Origin of the sequence: Limibacillus halophilus, assembly GCF_014191775.1 — a bacterium.
Lineage (GTDB): Bacteria > Pseudomonadota > Alphaproteobacteria > Kiloniellales > CECT-8803 > Limibacillus > Limibacillus halophilus.
Genome location: NZ_JACHXA010000009.1, coordinates 12,645 through 28,183 on the forward strand (window position 1 = coordinate 12,645; position 15,539 = coordinate 28,183).

Sequence of the window (15,539 nt, forward strand, 5' to 3'; positions counted from 1 at the left end):
TGTCATGGCTGGACGCTACGAAATCGCCCGACCTTGCTCAAGGTGATTTCTCTGACAGCGCCAACCGTCTCAAAGAGCCTACTGAGACTCGGGCTATATTTTCGGCAGATCTGGGGTCCGCGGTGCGTCTCTGATAGGCCAACCCCTAGGTAACCCGCTGAAAACACGCGGTAATTCAGAGCAATTCCGAAACCTTCGAGAGAGACGGGGGTGAGTGGCGGAGGGGGAGGGATTCGAACCCTCGGTACGCTTTCGCGCACAACGGTTTTCGAGACCGCCCCGTTCAACCGCTCCGGCACCCCTCCGCTGAGATAGGTTGCATTCGAAGAGCGATACCAGGTAATCATCATGCCCTGGCCGAAGCGCCGCGGACACTACCCCAAGCCTTCACCGGCTGCAAGCCGTTGAAAGGGTCATCGGACATCATGAAGATTCTTCGCCAAAATCCGTTGACAGCCTCGGGTCCATGGCTATAGTGCGACGGCCTCACGGGCACTGAGGATTTGGATTTCCTGGTGATGCCCGCGAAAACGGTTTTCTGCACTAATTGAAGAATGATGAACGCCATGTTCGCTGTAGTTAAAACGGGCGGCAAGCAATATAAGGTCGCCAAGAATGATATCGTGGTCGTGGAGAAGCTGGCGGGTGACGCCGGTGCCACGGTCGAACTCGACCAGGTTTTGATGTTGGGTGACGGCGGTAAAGCCACGGTCGGTGCGCCGACTGTCGCCGGTGCGCTTGTGACCGCCGAGGTGGTGGAGCAGACACGCGGCCCGAAGATCACGATCTTCAAGAAGAAGCGCCGCAAGCACTATCAGCGCACGGCGGGTCACCGCCAGGACCTGACGGTGCTGCGTGTGACCGACATCCTGACCGACGGCGCAAAGCCGGCCAAGAAGGCCGCGGCTCCCAAGAAGGCTGAAGCAAAGACTGCGGAAAAGGCCGAGGCCCCCGCGAAAGCTGAGGCTCCCAAGAAAGCCGCGCCCAAGGCGGAGGCCCCTAAGAAGGCGGCTGCCGCTAAGGCTCCGGCCAAGAAGGCCGCTGCGCCGAAGAAGACCACTGCCGCCAAGAAGGCGGCGGACAAGACAAAGGAGTAAGCAGCCATGGCACATAAAAAAGCTGGTGGTAGCTCACGGAACGGTCGTGACTCAGAAGGTCGCCGTCTTGGCGTCAAGAAGTTTGGCGGCGAAGCGGTCCTGGCGGGCAACATCCTGATACGGCAGCGCGGCACCAAGTATCATCCCGGCACCAACGTCGGCATGGGTCGTGATCACACGCTGTTTGCGCTGGTCGAAGGCAAGGTGTCCTTCCACAAGACGCGCGACCGCACCACGATCTCGGTGGAGCCGCAGGCTTAAGCGGACCCCACCGCAGGTGAAAGTTTCGGGGGGAACGGCTTGCCGTTCCCCCCTTTTTGTTATGGATGATTATGAAGTTCCTCGATCAAGCCAAGATTTACCTGAAGTCCGGCGACGGCGGAAACGGCTGTGTGGCGTTCCGGCGCGAGAAGTTTGTCGAGTTCGGCGGACCTAACGGCGGCAACGGCGGCCGCGGGGGCGACGTGGTTTTTGAGGCGGTGGAAGGACTCAACACCCTGATCGACTTTCGTTACCGCCAGCACTTCAAAGCCGAACGCGGGCATCACGGCCGCGGCAAGGATATGACAGGCGCCGACGGCAAGGAGATGTTGATCGCAGTTCCCGTCGGCACCCAAATTCTTGACGAGGATAAGGAAACCTTGATCGCCGACCTGACCGAGATTGGTCAGCGGGTGACGATCTGTCGCGGCGGTGACGGTGGCTTCGGTAACGCCCATTTCAAGTCGGCGACCAACCGCGCGCCGCGTCGGCACGACCCGGGTTATCCTGGTGAGGAGCGTTGGGTCTGGTTGCGCCTGAAGCTGATTGCCGATGCTGGACTGATCGGGTTGCCCAATGCCGGCAAGTCGACTTTCCTTTCGGTTGTTAGCGCGGCCAAACCCAAAATCGCCGATTATCCCTTCACTACGCTTCACCCGAATTTGGGCGTGGTGGATTTGGATGGCGTGCAGCGGATCATTCTTGCCGATATTCCCGGCCTGATTGAAGGTGCGCATGAAGGCCAGGGCCTGGGCGACCGGTTTCTTGGCCACATCGAACGCTGTGGCGTCTTGCTGCATCTCGTGGATGGTACGGCTGAGCCCGACGCCATTACAGAGGCTTATCACACGGTCCGCGGTGAATTAGCCGCCTATGCGGCGGAATTGGCCGACAAGCCGGAAGTGTTGGTTTTGAACAAGGTCGATGCATTGGACGACGCGGCCATCAAGGAACGTCAAGCTACTCTGAGCAGGGCAGCCAATGGGGCGCAGGTCCGGCTTTGTTCCGGTGTTAGCCACAAGGGCGTCAAGGACGTACTCGGCGCGCTCTGGAAAATCATTGAAGTCGATCGCCGGGAGCGGCGGGAGGCGGCGCTGAGCGCAGCCGATGAAGCCGGGGCGAAAGGCAAAACTTTCGGTGGCGAGGTTGGAGACTGGCAACCATGAGCCAGCGCCTGTCGGACTCCAGACGGGTAGTGATCAAGATCGGCTCGTCCTTGTTGGTCGAGGAGAAGAGCGGCGCCATCCGACGTGGCTGGCTGGAAGCATTGGCCGACGACGTCGCGGATTTGCGGTCTCAAGGCGCCGAGGTTCTGTTGGTTTCCTCCGGAGCCATTGCGGTCGGACGGCGGCACTTGGGTTTGACCGCCCGGCCACCCAAGCTTGAAGAAAAGCAAGCGGCGGCGGCGACCGGGCAGGTGCGCTTGGCACACGCCTATCAAGAGGCATTGGCCCGCCATGCAATCACTGTCGCTCAAGTTCTTCTGACCTTGGGCGATACGGAGGAGCGCCGCCGTCATCTCAATGCGCGCAACACTCTGGGCACCTTGTTGCGCCTAGGCGCGGTGCCGGTTATCAACGAGAACGATACCGTGGCGACGGCGGAGATACGCTTCGGCGACAATGACCGTCTGGCGGCAAGAGTCGCGGCTATGATGAACGCCGACACACTGGTGTTGCTCTCCGATATCGATGGTCTCTACGACTCCGATCCACGCAGCAATCAGGACGCCAGGCACCTACCCGAAATTGCGGAAATTTCGCCTGAGATTGAAGCAATGGCGGGCGCTGCCCCCGTGGGTTATTCCTCCGGCGGTATGATCACCAAATTGGCGGCAGCGCGCATTGCGACCGCGGCTGGGTGCCGGATGGTCATTGCCGATGGTCGGCACGAAAATCCTTTGCGCAAGCTCCGCGACGGCGCTCGTTGTAGCTGGTTCCTCTCCGCCGTGGAGCCTTTGACGGCGCGCAAACGTTGGATAGCCGGAAGCCTGAGTGCATCGGGGCGCATAATCGTGGATGCGGGCGCGGCCGGCGCACTGCGACGCGGCAAGAGCCTACTACCGGCTGGTGTGATTGCCGTTGAGGGCGCGTTCCAACGAGGTGACGCGGTGCTGGTCTGTGATGCGCAGGGGCAGGAACTGGCGCGCGGCTTGGTCGCCTATGGCTCGGAAGACGCAGCACGCCTCAAAGGTCACAAGAGCCGTGAAATCGAAAGCCTGCTCGGCTACCGTGGGCGCGAAGAGCTGATCCACCGTGACGACTTGGTGGTGAGCTGAGGAGTGATGGCGATGAAAGCGGAAGTGTTTCCTGACCAGGATGATCTGCGCCGGTCAATGATGGCGCTCGGCAAGGCAGCGAAATCGGCGGCGGGCATTCTGGCGCAATCCAGTGACGCTCAACGCAATGCCGGCCTGTTGGCCGCTGCAGCCGCACTGCGCGCGCGCCAGAACGAGATCCTGGCTGCAAACGGCGCAGACATGGCCGAAGCCCGCGAGAAAGGTTTGACCGAGGCGCTTTTGGATCGCCTTGAGCTCAATCCCCAGCGCGTGGAGGCGATGGCGGTTGGTTTGGAGGAAATTGCCAAGCTCCCCGATCCGCTCAATCGTGTTCTGGAATCGACGACACGTCCCAACGGCCTGCGAATCGAGAAAGTGTCGGTTCCTTTGGGCGTCATTGGGATTATCTACGAGAGCCGCCCGAACGTGACAGCCGATGCCGGTGCACTCTGCCTGAAGGCCGGTAACGCGGCGATTCTGCGTGGCGGCTCGGAGTCCGCGCGATCATCCGCCGCAATTCTTGAAGCTTTGCAGAATGGCCTGGTAGCCGCTGGCTTGCCCGAATCGGCGATCCAGCGCCCGCCGACCAGCGACAGGGAGGCCGTCGGTATTCTGCTGAAGATGAGCGACAGCGTCGATGTGATCATACCGCGTGGTGGGCGCGGTTTGATCGAGAGGGTGATGAATGAAAGCCGGGTTCCGGTGCTGGCCCATCTGGATGGTCTCTGTCACACCTATATCCATGCCGCCGCTGATCTGGACAAGGCCCGCGCCATCGCCCTTAACGCAAAAATGCGGCGCACGGGTATTTGCGGTGCAACCGAGACGCTGCTTGTCGATCGTGCCGCCGTTGCCAGCCACTTGCAGCCGGTTCTCCGCGATTTGGCCGAGGCCGGTTGCGAGCTGCGGGGTGATGAATCGGTGCGCGCGTTGGTGCCTGATGTGAAGGCGGCCACTGACGCCGATTGGGATACTGAGTACCTCGCACCAATCCTCTCGGTCAGGGTTGTCGATGATCTGGTCGAGGCCGTTGCACACATCAATCGCCATGGGTCACATCACACCGAGTGTATCGTGACCGAGGATGCAGCAGCGGCACAGCGCTTCATGGCCGAGGTCGACGCCGGTATCGTCCTGCACAACGCCTCGACCCAGTTTGCCGATGGCGGTGAGTTTGGCATGGGGGCCGAGATTGGCATATCGACGGGCAAGCTGCATGCCCGTGGGCCGGTCGGAGCCCAACAGCTCACCAGTACGAAATACCGCGTGCATGGCAGTGGCCAGGTTCGCCCCTAGTCAATGACGCACCACCCAACAGCGTGGCGCTTGACCCCTCGCCAACTCGCAGAGGCGCTTGGCGGACGACTCCCGCCGCCGGGTGCCCGGATTGGGCTTTTGGGCGGCTCGTTCAACCCGGCCCATGAAGCACACCGCGAACTGTCCATGGCTGCACTGCGACGCCTGGGTTTGGATGAGGTCTGGTGGCTGGTGAGTCCGCAAAACCCGCTAAAGCCCCAACAGGGCATGGCCCAGTTGGCGCGTCGCCGAGCCTCGGCCGAACGGAAGGCCAGTCATCCGGCCATCCGGGTGACGACCTTGGAAAGTCAGCTTGGAACCATTTATACCGCCGAGACGCTGGCGGTGCTTAAGGCCTTGTTTCCGCGTGTTCGCTTTGTCTGGCTGATGGGTGCCGACAACCTCTGCCAGATTGATCGATGGCAGGATTGGGAAGCAATCTTTCAGTCGCTTCCCGTTGCGGTTTTCGACCGTCCGCCCTATTCTATAAGAGCGACGTTAGCCAAGGCGGCTCAGCGGTTTGCCAAGTTTCGTCTGCCCGAGAAATCGGCCGGGCTATTGGTGACCACCCAGCCTCCGGCCTGGGTTTATGTTCATGGCCGGAAGAATCCGCTCTCGGCGACGCGCATTCGCGCTATCCATCCCGACTGGCCGGGATGAAGGTGCAAAAGAGCGCAAACGACGGAGGTGCAGTCATAGGCGCAAAGAGTGAAACGAACGGAGGTCAGGCGCAGGTCGCCGCGCTTCCGAGCAGTGAAGAAATCCTCCAGCTTGTGGAGGGCTCCCTGGATGACGATAAGGCCGAAGACCTCATTGTTATCGATCTCTCCGGAAAAACCAGCATTGCCGACTACATGGTGATCGCATCGGGCCGCTCCACGGTCCAGGTCGGTGCCATGGCTGAGCATCTGCGCGAGAAGTTGAAGAAGCGCAAACTCTCAGTGGCAGTGGAAGGCGCGGGACGCAGCGATTGGGTCCTGATCGACGCTGGCGATATCATCGTTCACCTGTTCCGACCGGAAGTACGTGCATTCTACAATCTTGAGAAGATGTGGGGCAGTGACGTACTGGAAACCGCGGGCCAGGCCTGAACGATCCTGAGATTAGCCCAGAACCGGGCACCGGGGATGGAAGGACCTGACTGGCACCGGGTAGGCGAGTGCTGGAGCAGGCGGTGAGAATCTTGAAATTGGGCCGAGGTCTCGGGAGGGCGACGTGCGCATCACATTGGCCGCTGTTGGGCGGATGAAGCGCAGTGAACTGGCGCCAGCCTACGATGACTACGCCAAGCGTCTTTCCTGGCCGCTTACCCTCAAGGAAGTCGAAGAAAAACGGCCCTTGCCCGCCGAGCAATTGATGGTGGCGGAAGGCGCTGCCCTGTTGTCGAGCTTGCCTGCGGACGCTTACGTCATCGCACTGGAGCGCAGCGGCAAGAACATCTCGAGTGAGGCCTTCGCGGCGTTATTGCAAGGCCTGCAGGACGAGGGCCGCCGGGAGGTGGCCTTTGTGATCGGCGGTGCCGATGGCCTGTCGGCAGAAGTCATCGAGAGGTCCGACTTCAAACTGTCCTTTGGCGCGATGGTTTTGCCCCACATGCTGGCGCGCACGCTTTTGGTGGAGCAGTTGTTTCGCGCTCAAACGATATTGGCGGGCCACCCTTATCACCGTGGCGTCTAAGGCTGCGACAGACGGCATGCAATCCCATATAATATCGACCGGAATCCCACGCACAATTGCTGCGTCCAAGGAGGCCGCGTCGAGAGATATGCTGAGAGCCATGCCGCAATGAGGCCTTACTGCCCGGTTATTCTGCTTGCAACCCTGTTGGTCGGTAGCCCGGCTGCAGGGCAGCAGGCCGCGCTGAATGGCGACCAGGCGCCGACAGCGCTGATGGAGGTCGAAAAGGCCTTGGAAGCGGACCGCGAGAAATCTGAGGCTTTGAGTCTTAAAGCAAAGGAATTGCAATCCGAGATGCAGGCTATCCGCGCCAAGTTGGTTGATGGTGCTCACAGGGCGCAAGAGTTGGAGTCGGAGTTGTCTCGGATCGAGCAAACTTTGACGGTTCTCGAAGTCGAGGAGGCACGCGCGAGGGTGAACCTCAGGCAGCGCCGTCAGCAGATGGCCCGCATCATCCAGGGACTACAGCGTATGGCGCTACTGCCAAAGGAAAGTTTGTTGCTGGGCCCGGGATCGCCGGTTGACTTGGCGCGCGGAAATCTGGTGCTTCAGGCCGCACTCCCCCGGATTGAGGAGGAAGCGCGCGACCTTCGGACCGACCTTTCCGATCTAGCGGTGTTGCGCGGCCAGATCGAAACACAAAAACGAGACCTGCTGGCGACCGAGGTTGCGCTGGCGAAAGAACGTGATGGCCTTTCACAATTGCTTGAACGAAAGGTTGAGTTGGAAGCGGCGACGGGCGAGGAACTCGCGGCTTCGCGGGCTCATGCGCAGGCTCTGTCGCAAAAAGCCGCCGACCTTCGTGACTTGATTGCCCGCCTTGAGAGAGAGCGGTTGTTGGCCAGCATCACCCTGCCAGCGATCAAACCGGATGTGCCGCCGCCGCCCTCACCCGCGACGACACCGGCCTCTGTCACGCCGCCGGCGCCCAGCCAGACTGCCGATGGAACGGCGGAAAACATGGCTCCGGCTGTAGAAGAGCCCGCACAGACAGCGCTGTTGGCGCCCTCTGCAATGCCCGAGGATGTGCGTCCCTTTCCCGACAACCCTGGCAGTCTCGTCATTCCTGCACGCGGACACCTGCGTTACCGGTTTGGCGCCGCCTTGCCGCAATCCAAAGCAGGCGGTAATGCCAAGGGGCTCTATCTGGAGACACGACCTGGCGCGCAGGTTGTCGCACCCTATGACGGTAAAGTAGTCTACGCCCAGAATTTCAGGGGCTATGGGCTTATCTTGATCATCGAGCATTCCGGGCAATATCATAGCTTGCTGTCGGGCTTCGAGCGGATCGATGCCATTGAAGGACAGTGGGTCTTGGCCGGAGAGCCGGTTGGCGTGATGGGCGATCCCGGTACCGGCAATCCAGAGCTTTATCTGGAGTTGCGGCGTGACGGGCGGCCGATCGATCCCTTACCCTGGCTGGCCCAGGAAAAAGAAAAGGTAAAAAGCTGATGCTAAGGAAGCTTCTCCCCGCCCTCTTGCTGCTGTTGCTCTTGGCACCGGGCGTCCTCCACGCGCAGAGCTCCAAGTCGGATACTTATGAACAACTGAAGCTGTTCGGCGACGTATTCGAGCGGGTTCGTTCCTCATATGTCGAGGAAGTCACCGACAAGGAACTTGTCGAAGCCGCGATCAACGGCATGCTGTCATCGCTCGACCCGCACTCGAGTTATCTCGACGCCGATTCCTTCGGCGACATGCAGGTACAGACGAAGGGGGCATTTGGGGGTCTAGGGATCGAGGTCACGATGGAAAACGGCTTCGTCAAGGTGGTTTCGCCCATCGACGATACGCCAGCCTTTCGGGCAGGTGTTGAAGCCGGCGACTTGATTACTCACCTGGACAGCGAGCCGGTTTTGGGATTGAACCTCTCCGATGCGGTTGACCGGATGCGGGGCGAAGTCGGAAGTGACATCGTACTGACGATCCGCCGCGGCGACCAGGAACCCTTCGACATTACCATCACCCGCGATGTGATCCGTATTCAGTCGGTCCGCAGCCGCGTCGAAGGCAACATCGGCTATATCCGCGTGACGGCGTTCAACGAACAGACGTCCCCCGGCCTCGATAAGGCCATTGCCGATTTGAAGAAAGAGCTGGGCGACAAGGTGATCGGTTGGGTCGTGGATCTTCGAAATAATCCCGGAGGTTTGCTGAATCAGGCCATCGCGGTCACCGATGCGTTCTTGGATAAGGGTGAGATCGTGTCGACGCGCGCGCGCGATCCGGAGGAAACCTATCGCTTCAATGCAGAGCCCGGGGACATGGTGAACGGACAGCCGCTGATCGTGCTTATCAACGGCGGCTCCGCATCGGCCTCGGAGATTGTCGCGGGCGCGCTCCAGGACCACGGCCGCGCGATTATCATGGGCACTCAGTCATTCGGCAAGGGCTCGGTGCAAACGATCATACCGCTGCCCGGGCACGGGGCTATGCGTCTGACGACCTCGCGTTACTACACACCGTCGGGCCAGTCGATACAGGCGACCGGCATCGTGCCGGACATAGAAGTGAAGCAAGCCAGGCTCGAGGAGATCGACGCCGGCAGCCGTCGCCGCGAGGCTGATCTGCGCGGTGCGCTAACCAACGGAGATGAGGCAGGGGCGCCGGCGACTGAAGAAGAAGGAGCACCCGCTCCGGAAGCACAGGAAGCTCCGAGCGAGGGCGAAGAGGCCGCACCGGCGGCAGCCTCTAGCAGCGACTACCAGCTTTCTCGTGCCCTTGACCTTCTGCGGGGCCTGGCTTTGTTCAAGGAGCGGGCGGCGAATTAAGCCGATTGTTCCGACACATTCGGGAGAGGGTCGGTCAATCCAGGCCCTCTCCCGCCGGTGATTGATAAGAGAAGGCGGGAGATATCAGCGTCAACCATGAGCTACGACCCTGAAGCAACACGAAGACTCACGGACGAAGAGATCGAGCGGCTGGAATATCGTCTGGGTGTGGGCGTCATGCTGCTTAACGCCGAAGGCAAGGTGTTCGTGGCCCAGCGTTGCGATATGAAGAGTGAAGCCTGGCAAATGCCCCAAGGTGGCATCGACAAGGACGAAGATCCCTTGCAGGCCGCGTTTCGTGAACTGGAGGAGGAGATCGGCACAGCCAGCGCCGAGCCACTCGCTGAAAGTCACGAGTGGATCACCTATGATTTACCTGTTGATCTGATACCCAAGCTTTGGAAAGGCCGCTATCGCGGGCAAAAACAGAAATGGTTTGCCATGCGTTTTACCGGGAGCGACGCAGAGATCAATTTGGAGACCGGTGACCCGGAGTTCAACGATTGGCGCTGGGTCAATCACGTTCAACTCCCGGACCTGATCGTGCCGTTCAAGCAGGACCTTTACAAGCGCGTGCTTGCGGCCTTTTCGCACCTGCTACAGCCCTAAAAATCAGCCCTGATTAACGAGCCGGCAGGCATAAAAACCGTCTAGTCCCCCCAACTCTTGAAGGTGGCCGGGCAGGCTTTGCAGATCGCCGGCGGCGGTGATCAAGTTCTCCAATCCCGGAAGTTCTTCAGGTTGGATCGACTTGCGCGCGAAATCGCTCCTTTCAGCCAGAAACGAGTCTACGAGCTGCGGTCCTTCCTCCGGCTGCAGCGAACAGACCGCATAAACCAGCGTACCGCCGGGGGCGAGGAGCTTGGCGGCTCGCACGAGCAGCTTTTGCTGTAACGTTACGATCTTGGCGATATCACTCGGCCTGCGTAGCCAGGCAATATCCGGGTGCCGCCTCAAGGTGCCGGTGGCCGAGCAGGGTGCGTCTAGCAGGATGGCATCGGCCTGTTCCACAGGCGTCCACGCACTTGCGTCCGCTTGCACGACAGTAGCCGTCAAGGACAAGCGACCGAGGTTCTCCCTGAGGACCGCCAGACGCTTTGCGTCTTGATCGAGCGCGGTGACCACAGCGCCGGCCAGGATGAGTTGAGCTGTCTTGCCGCCAGGCGCCGCGCAGAGATCGAACACCCGCTGGCCGCTCAGGTCACCCAGCAAACGAGCGGGAAGCGCCGCCGCCGCATCCTGGACCCACCAAGCGCCTTCGGCGAAGCCGGGCAAGGCGGAAATCTCGCCGCTGCCGCCGGTCAAGCGCAGACTGCCGCCGGGCAGGATGGTGGCGCCAAGTCGGTTGGCCCAGGCCTCGGGGTCCTCCTTGACACTGATGTCCAAGGGGGGATCTTCCATTTGAACGGCCATGATGTGCCGGGTCATGGCTTCGCCATAAGCCGACGCCCACGACGACCAGAGCCAGGACGGCAGGTTGAGACGGGCGGCGTCCTGGTCGGCCAACAGTCTCTCTTTCTCTCGTTCGAGACGGCGGAGCACCGCATTGGCTAGGCCCCGAAACGGGCTCAGCTTTCCATCAGCCAGGGCGACGGTTTCGCTAACCGCCGCATGGGCGGGCACGGCCATGAAGAGAATTTGTACCGCACCCAGGCGCAACAGGGCTCGCAAGTCGGCTTGACGGGGTTTTAATGGTTTGTCCAGGCAAGCCCCTAGGGCATTGTCGATCTGACCGAGCCGCCGCAAGGTCGTCGCGACCATCTGGCGCACGAAGCCGCGGTCGCGAGTCTCAAGCTGACCGAGGGCAACGTTTCCAGCGAGCAGGCGGTCCAAAGGTTGCCCACGCTCCAGACAATCGATGAGCAGGCGTAACGCGAGCGCTCTGCTGTTAGCCTTCGCCAAATTCTCGGTCCCTTCGTGCGGGTGTCGGGGGCGAGTTGCTTGTGCCGCTAGGGGCAGCAACCCAGAGGTGCTGCATTCTCTCCGACAAAGCGTATCAGTCAAGGTCCTGGGCAAGCGCGCTGCGGACCTCCTCGGAGATCTGAGTCATGTGATGGTAGTTCGGATGGCTAAAACCGATGATAACTTCGGCGCCGGGTTGCTTGAAGGCCGTTGCCTGTGTGTCGGTTAGATCGAAATGCAGAAAGTGAACGGAAGACGCTTTGCCATCAGCGGTCGTTCGCTCCACGTCTTCCTCCGGGCGGGCGGTCACTTCCTCGCCGTTCACACGCAGGAAGGCTTTCAGCTCAATGCCGCCCAGTTTGCCGAGCAAACGCTTGCGGCGCTCGGCGTCGTCAATCTCGAACATGACGGTTGCAACAAGTTCACGGCCTTGTGGTATCAAGGGGTTGTAGGCGGACAGCTCGTCCGCAATCTGCGCCTCACCGCCACGCTCGATATAGAGCATTTCGTGAATCTGATTCCACATCGTCTCGTAGTTTTCGAAGTACCAGGTCGCGACGGGGCCAACTTCCACGCGGCGGTTGCGTTTTAAAGCAACGAGGTCGCGGCGGCGCTCTTTGCGCTGACTTTCATAGATGTCCATCGGCAGGATGTCCTGGCGCGATATCTCACGATTCTGGCGGGCCATTGGTATCAGTACTCCTTGATCTTGAGCGCGGCACTCGGCCGCGCTGTGCATTCACAGCCCGTATGCCCGGGCAAAGAGTTCAATCGGGTGACTGGCCAGCTCGATCTTTGGCCTCTCCGTCAACCCCAGGCGGTCTATTCCCTGCTGCAGATGCTCTCCGGCAAGAGGGCATTCGCTGGCCAAAAAGGTCTTGTTTTCCTTGGCGGCTTGGCGTGCGGCGGGTTTACCGACTTTCAGAGCGGTTTCGAAATTCTGCTTCATGACGCCCCAGGAGCCGCCGTGTCCCGAGCAGCGTGCAATCACACCCACATCTGCCTCGGGAATGAGTCGCATCATTTCAGCGGCTTTAGCACCCATGTTCTGCGCCCGAGCATGGCAGGCCAGATGAAGCGCCACACCGCCCGGCAGGGGCTTCAGACCCTCGGCAAGGCCCTCCTTTCCGGCAATCTCCACGATGTACTCTGAGAGGTCGCGCGTGGCGCGGGACAAGGTTGCTACGCCCTCGTCGGCAGGCAGGATCAACGGCCACTCGAACTTCAACATCAACGCGCAAGAAGGGATCAGTGCGATCACGTCATAGCCCTTGGCAATCCATGAGCCCAATTCAGCCGATACATGCCTGGCTTTCTCGCTGACTTTCGGAAAGTCGCCTTGCTCGAGTTGCGGCATGCCGCAGCATCCAGGGTAGACCACCTCGGTTTCGACACCGTTGTGCGCCAAGACTTTACGTGCCGCGATACCAATTTCCGGGTTGTTATAGTTGGCGAAACAAGTCGCATAAATCACAGCCTTGCGACCATACGCAGGCGCTTCCTTGTTGACCTCCGGCACCTCGCTTTTGGCGCGTAAGGTGAGTGTTTTGCCGTGGAACTTAGGCAGGGCCGCTTCCCGATGAACCCCGGCCACCTTTTCGATTAACGGCCTTGTCAGCTTGTTCTCGGTACGACTTGCCCAATTGGCGAGTCCCGGCACCTTCGCAGCCAACTTTCCGTTGCGGTCCGTCTTGGTGATCTCCGCTTCCAAGCCGTCCTTGTGTTTGCCAAGCTTTCGCTCCGCATAGCGGTAGCGCAGCATCAGGTGAGGGAAGTCGATGTTGAACTCGTGCGGCGGCACGTAGGGGCAAGACACCATGAAGCACATGTCACAGAGCGTGCAGGCATCCACCACCGGCTTATAAGCTGCGCGATCGACGCTATCGAGTTCACCGCTTTCCGATTCGTCTATCAGGTCGAACAGCTTGGGGAAGGAATCACAAAGATTGAAACAGCGGCGACAGCCATGGCAGATATCGAAAACACGCTCCATCTCGTCGTTGAGCGCTTCCCAATCTGTAAAAGCCGGATCTTCCCAGTTCAACGGATAGCGCGTCGGCGCATTGAGACTGCCTTCACTCATGATTCCCTATCTCCCTCTTGATCGGACTCAAGCGTACCGGAACCGTATGTGTCGCGATCATCAGCGGTGAGTGCGATTTACCGGCTGCAGGCGTGGGCTGCCGTAGTGCACCGCCCGCAGAAGGGGGTGCAGCCGGGCGGGTGTCCCCGAAGCGGGGCTCACAGGGACTTTCGTGCCTGGGCCCTGTTTGCTCCGGGGTGCCCGTTCTGTTGCACTGCCAGCGGGCTCAATCTGATTTCTTTTCAGAACCAAGCGCCGCTCGCAGAACCTACCAAAGGTCGCGCCTTTAGAGGGTTTCCAGTGCCTTTTGGAAACGGCCGGCGTGGCTTTTCTCAGCCTTCGCCAAGGTCTCGAACCAATCAGCGATCTCGTCGAAGCCTTCCTCACGCGCGGCGCGGGCCATGCCAGGGTACATATCGGTGTACTCGTGGGTCTCGCCGGCGATAGCCGCCTTCAGGTTGGCCTGGGTTGGGCCGATCGGCTCGCCCGTGGCCGGATCACCGACCTCTTCCAAGAACTGCAGGTGCCCGTGCGCATGTCCGGTTTCGCCTTCAGCCGTGGAGCGGAAGACCGCGGCAACGTCATTGAAACCTTCGATGTCTGCCTTCTGGGCAAAATAGAGGTAGCGGCGGTTGGCCTGGCTTTCACCGGCAAAAGCCTCTTTAAGGTTGGATTCTGTCTTGGTGCCCTTGAGAGACATGGGTTCTCCCTTTCTGTTCAAACCTGTTCTGACAATTCGCCCCTGGGCCAAAGCTCGTCGAATCGGGCCCATTGATTAGGACCCGCGGCTTGATGCCCCGGAGCGCGTTCCCGTAGGGCGGCCCTCCTTGCGCGGCGTGCCTCGCAATTAAAAGCCGACCGTCTTTATAGGTAGAGCCGCTTCACCGGAGAGTCAATAGATTAGAATCACTAAAAACAATCAATTAGCGATCTGTCATAAATCGAATTTTTGGAATTGTAGAGGTGAATCAGGCGCTCTTGCTCTGACCGACGCGAATGATGATATCGACCTGGCGGACGGTCGTACCGTCAGGCGCTTCCGGCAATTTGGCAATCTCGATGGCGGCGCCCGGGATATCCTTGAGTTCACCACGTTCTTCGATAAAGAAGTGGTGATGGTCGCTGGTGTTGGTGTCGAAATAGGACCGACCGGGATCAACCATCACTTCGCGCAACAAACCGGCAGTCGTGAACTGATGGAGCGTGTTGTATACGGTCGCCAAAGACACACCCACACCCGCATCCATCGCTTGGCAGTGCAGTTGTTCGGCGGTGGTGTGGCGATCGCCTTGAGCGAACAGCAGACGAGCAAGCGCCAAGCGCTGTTTGGTCGGTCGAAGACCGGCGCTCTTGAGTTGCTCAATCAGATGACTATAGGGGCGTGCCTGTAACATGTCCTTCATATAGGCTAGATTGAGAATAAATTAAAGAGGCAACGCCAATACCTTCAGAAGATTTCTAGAATGTCTATAAAGGAAAGTCGCAAGACTTGCGTTTGCACGCCTTAAGAGCCAAGTTCACCTTTGCGTTGTTTGCTTCAAGCCTTACTATAAAGCCGCGCTTGGACACTCGCGCCGGAGGCGGTGGATCGATATTCATTGCCTTTGTTCTGGATGAAAAGACGCTAATTGGGGGATTCCTTGACAAGCCCACAGGAACCGAGAGCCAAGAATAGTTACAGCTATGATGATTTGATCGCCTGCGGGCACGGTCAATTGTTTGGGCCAGGGAATGCCAGGCTCCCCCTGCCGCCTATGCTGATGTTTGATCGCATTACCAGAATTTCTGACCAGGGCGGTGCTTTTGCCAAGGGCGAAATCGAGGCAGAACTTGATGTCAATCCGGACCTCTGGTTCTTCAAGTGCCATTTTGAGAGTGATCCGGTGATGCCCGGATGCCTGGGGCTCGATGCACTGTGGCAGCTAGTCGGATTTTTCCTGGGCTGGATGGGAGCGCCCGGCAAAGGGCGGGCGTTAGGCCTTGGCGAATTGAAGTTTAGCGGCGAAGTACTGCCGACGGCAAAATTAGTGCGTTACCGCTTGGACTTGAAGCGCGTGATCATCCGCAAGTTGGTGATGGGTATCGCCGACGGTGCTTTGGAAGTGGATGGCAAAACCGTCTATGAGGCTAAGGATCTGCGCGTCGGTCTGTTTACCGCGGGTCAGGGTGCCTGA

General features: G+C 59.7%; 16 protein-coding genes, 1 tRNA gene and 1 pseudogene. 12 read left to right on the forward strand and 6 right to left on the reverse strand.

Features of this window, described 5'->3' with window-relative positions; translation table 11 throughout:
• Window positions 1-215 precede the first annotated feature (215 nt).
• Window positions 216-305: transfer RNA gene (locus tag FHR98_RS13955), tRNA-Ser, on the reverse strand.
• 261 nt (window positions 306-566) lie between these two features.
• On the opposite strand from FHR98_RS13955, the pseudogene rplU reads away from it, so the two are divergent.
• From rplU to FHR98_RS14010, 11 genes and pseudogenes are all read left to right on the forward strand, one after another.
• A pseudogene (rplU, locus tag FHR98_RS16805) lies at window positions 567-869 on the forward strand (50S ribosomal protein L21); the annotation flags it as partial.
• Between the two features lie 234 nt (window positions 870-1,103).
• Window positions 1,104-1,358, forward strand: coding sequence for a 50S ribosomal protein L27 (gene rpmA / locus FHR98_RS13965; protein ID WP_183417349.1), 255 nt, complete (start codon window positions 1,104-1,106; stop codon window positions 1,356-1,358).
• 71 nt (window positions 1,359-1,429) lie between these two features.
• Complete coding sequence (gene obgE, locus FHR98_RS13970) at window positions 1,430-2,524, forward strand: GTPase ObgE (RefSeq protein WP_183417350.1); 1,095 nt, start codon at window positions 1,430-1,432, stop codon at window positions 2,522-2,524.
• Complete coding sequence (gene proB / locus FHR98_RS13975) at window positions 2,521-3,636, forward strand: glutamate 5-kinase (protein WP_183417351.1); 1,116 nt, start codon at window positions 2,521-2,523, stop codon at window positions 3,634-3,636. The genes obgE and proB overlap by 4 nt, the downstream gene beginning before the upstream one ends.
• A gap of 12 nt (window positions 3,637-3,648) precedes the next feature.
• Window positions 3,649-4,932, forward strand: a complete 1,284-nt coding sequence (locus tag FHR98_RS13980) for a glutamate-5-semialdehyde dehydrogenase (RefSeq protein WP_183417352.1) — start codon at window positions 3,649-3,651, stop codon at window positions 4,930-4,932.
• A gap of 3 nt (window positions 4,933-4,935) precedes the next feature.
• Window positions 4,936-5,592: a nicotinate-nucleotide adenylyltransferase gene (locus tag FHR98_RS13985; protein ID WP_183417353.1), complete on the forward strand. Its 657-nt coding sequence runs from the start codon at window positions 4,936-4,938 to the stop codon at window positions 5,590-5,592.
• Between the two features lie 2 nt (window positions 5,593-5,594).
• A complete protein-coding gene (gene rsfS, locus FHR98_RS13990; RefSeq protein ID WP_322091264.1) occupies window positions 5,595-6,023 on the forward strand; it encodes a ribosome silencing factor in 429 nt (142 codons plus the stop codon).
• Window positions 6,024-6,147: 124 nt separating this feature from the next.
• A complete protein-coding gene (locus FHR98_RS13995) occupies window positions 6,148-6,609 on the forward strand; it encodes a 23S rRNA (pseudouridine(1915)-N(3))-methyltransferase RlmH (protein WP_183417355.1) in 462 nt (153 codons plus the stop codon).
• Window positions 6,610-6,717: 108 nt separating this feature from the next.
• Window positions 6,718-8,061: a murein hydrolase activator EnvC family protein gene (locus tag FHR98_RS14000; protein WP_183417356.1), complete on the forward strand. Its 1,344-nt coding sequence runs from the start codon at window positions 6,718-6,720 to the stop codon at window positions 8,059-8,061.
• The gene (locus tag FHR98_RS14005) at window positions 8,061-9,380 is read left to right on the forward strand and encodes a S41 family peptidase (RefSeq protein ID WP_183417357.1); all 1,320 of its coding nucleotides are present in this window, start codon (window positions 8,061-8,063) and stop codon (window positions 9,378-9,380) included. The genes FHR98_RS14000 and FHR98_RS14005 overlap by 1 nt, the downstream gene beginning before the upstream one ends.
• Before the next feature lie 96 nt (window positions 9,381-9,476).
• Window positions 9,477-9,989, forward strand: coding sequence for an RNA pyrophosphohydrolase (locus FHR98_RS14010; RefSeq protein ID WP_183417358.1), 513 nt, complete (start codon window positions 9,477-9,479; stop codon window positions 9,987-9,989).
• A 3-nt stretch (window positions 9,990-9,992) separates the two neighbouring features.
• Here FHR98_RS14010 and rsmB read toward each other — a convergent pair whose 3' ends face one another.
• The 5 genes from rsmB to irrA form a co-directional block, all read right to left on the reverse strand.
• Window positions 9,993-11,282: a 16S rRNA (cytosine(967)-C(5))-methyltransferase RsmB gene (rsmB, locus tag FHR98_RS14015; protein WP_183417359.1), complete on the reverse strand. Its 1,290-nt coding sequence runs from the start codon at window positions 11,280-11,282 to the stop codon at window positions 9,993-9,995.
• Between the two features lie 94 nt (window positions 11,283-11,376).
• Window positions 11,377-11,970 (reverse strand): DUF3501 family protein, encoded by a 594-nt coding sequence (locus tag FHR98_RS14020; RefSeq protein WP_183417360.1) that lies wholly within the window; start codon window positions 11,968-11,970, stop codon window positions 11,377-11,379.
• Between the two features lie 51 nt (window positions 11,971-12,021).
• Window positions 12,022-13,365 (reverse strand): heterodisulfide reductase-related iron-sulfur binding cluster, encoded by a 1,344-nt coding sequence (locus FHR98_RS14025; protein ID WP_183417361.1) that lies wholly within the window; start codon window positions 13,363-13,365, stop codon window positions 12,022-12,024.
• 286 nt (window positions 13,366-13,651) lie between these two features.
• Window positions 13,652-14,065 (reverse strand): rubrerythrin family protein, encoded by a 414-nt coding sequence (locus FHR98_RS14030; RefSeq protein ID WP_183417362.1) that lies wholly within the window; start codon window positions 14,063-14,065, stop codon window positions 13,652-13,654.
• Between the two features lie 268 nt (window positions 14,066-14,333).
• A complete protein-coding gene (gene irrA, locus FHR98_RS14035) occupies window positions 14,334-14,759 on the reverse strand; it encodes an iron response transcriptional regulator IrrA (RefSeq protein ID WP_183417363.1) in 426 nt (141 codons plus the stop codon).
• A 246-nt stretch (window positions 14,760-15,005) separates the two neighbouring features.
• Between irrA and fabA the strand changes: the two genes are divergently transcribed.
• A complete protein-coding gene (fabA, locus tag FHR98_RS14040; protein WP_183417364.1) occupies window positions 15,006-15,539 on the forward strand; it encodes a 3-hydroxyacyl-[acyl-carrier-protein] dehydratase FabA in 534 nt (177 codons plus the stop codon).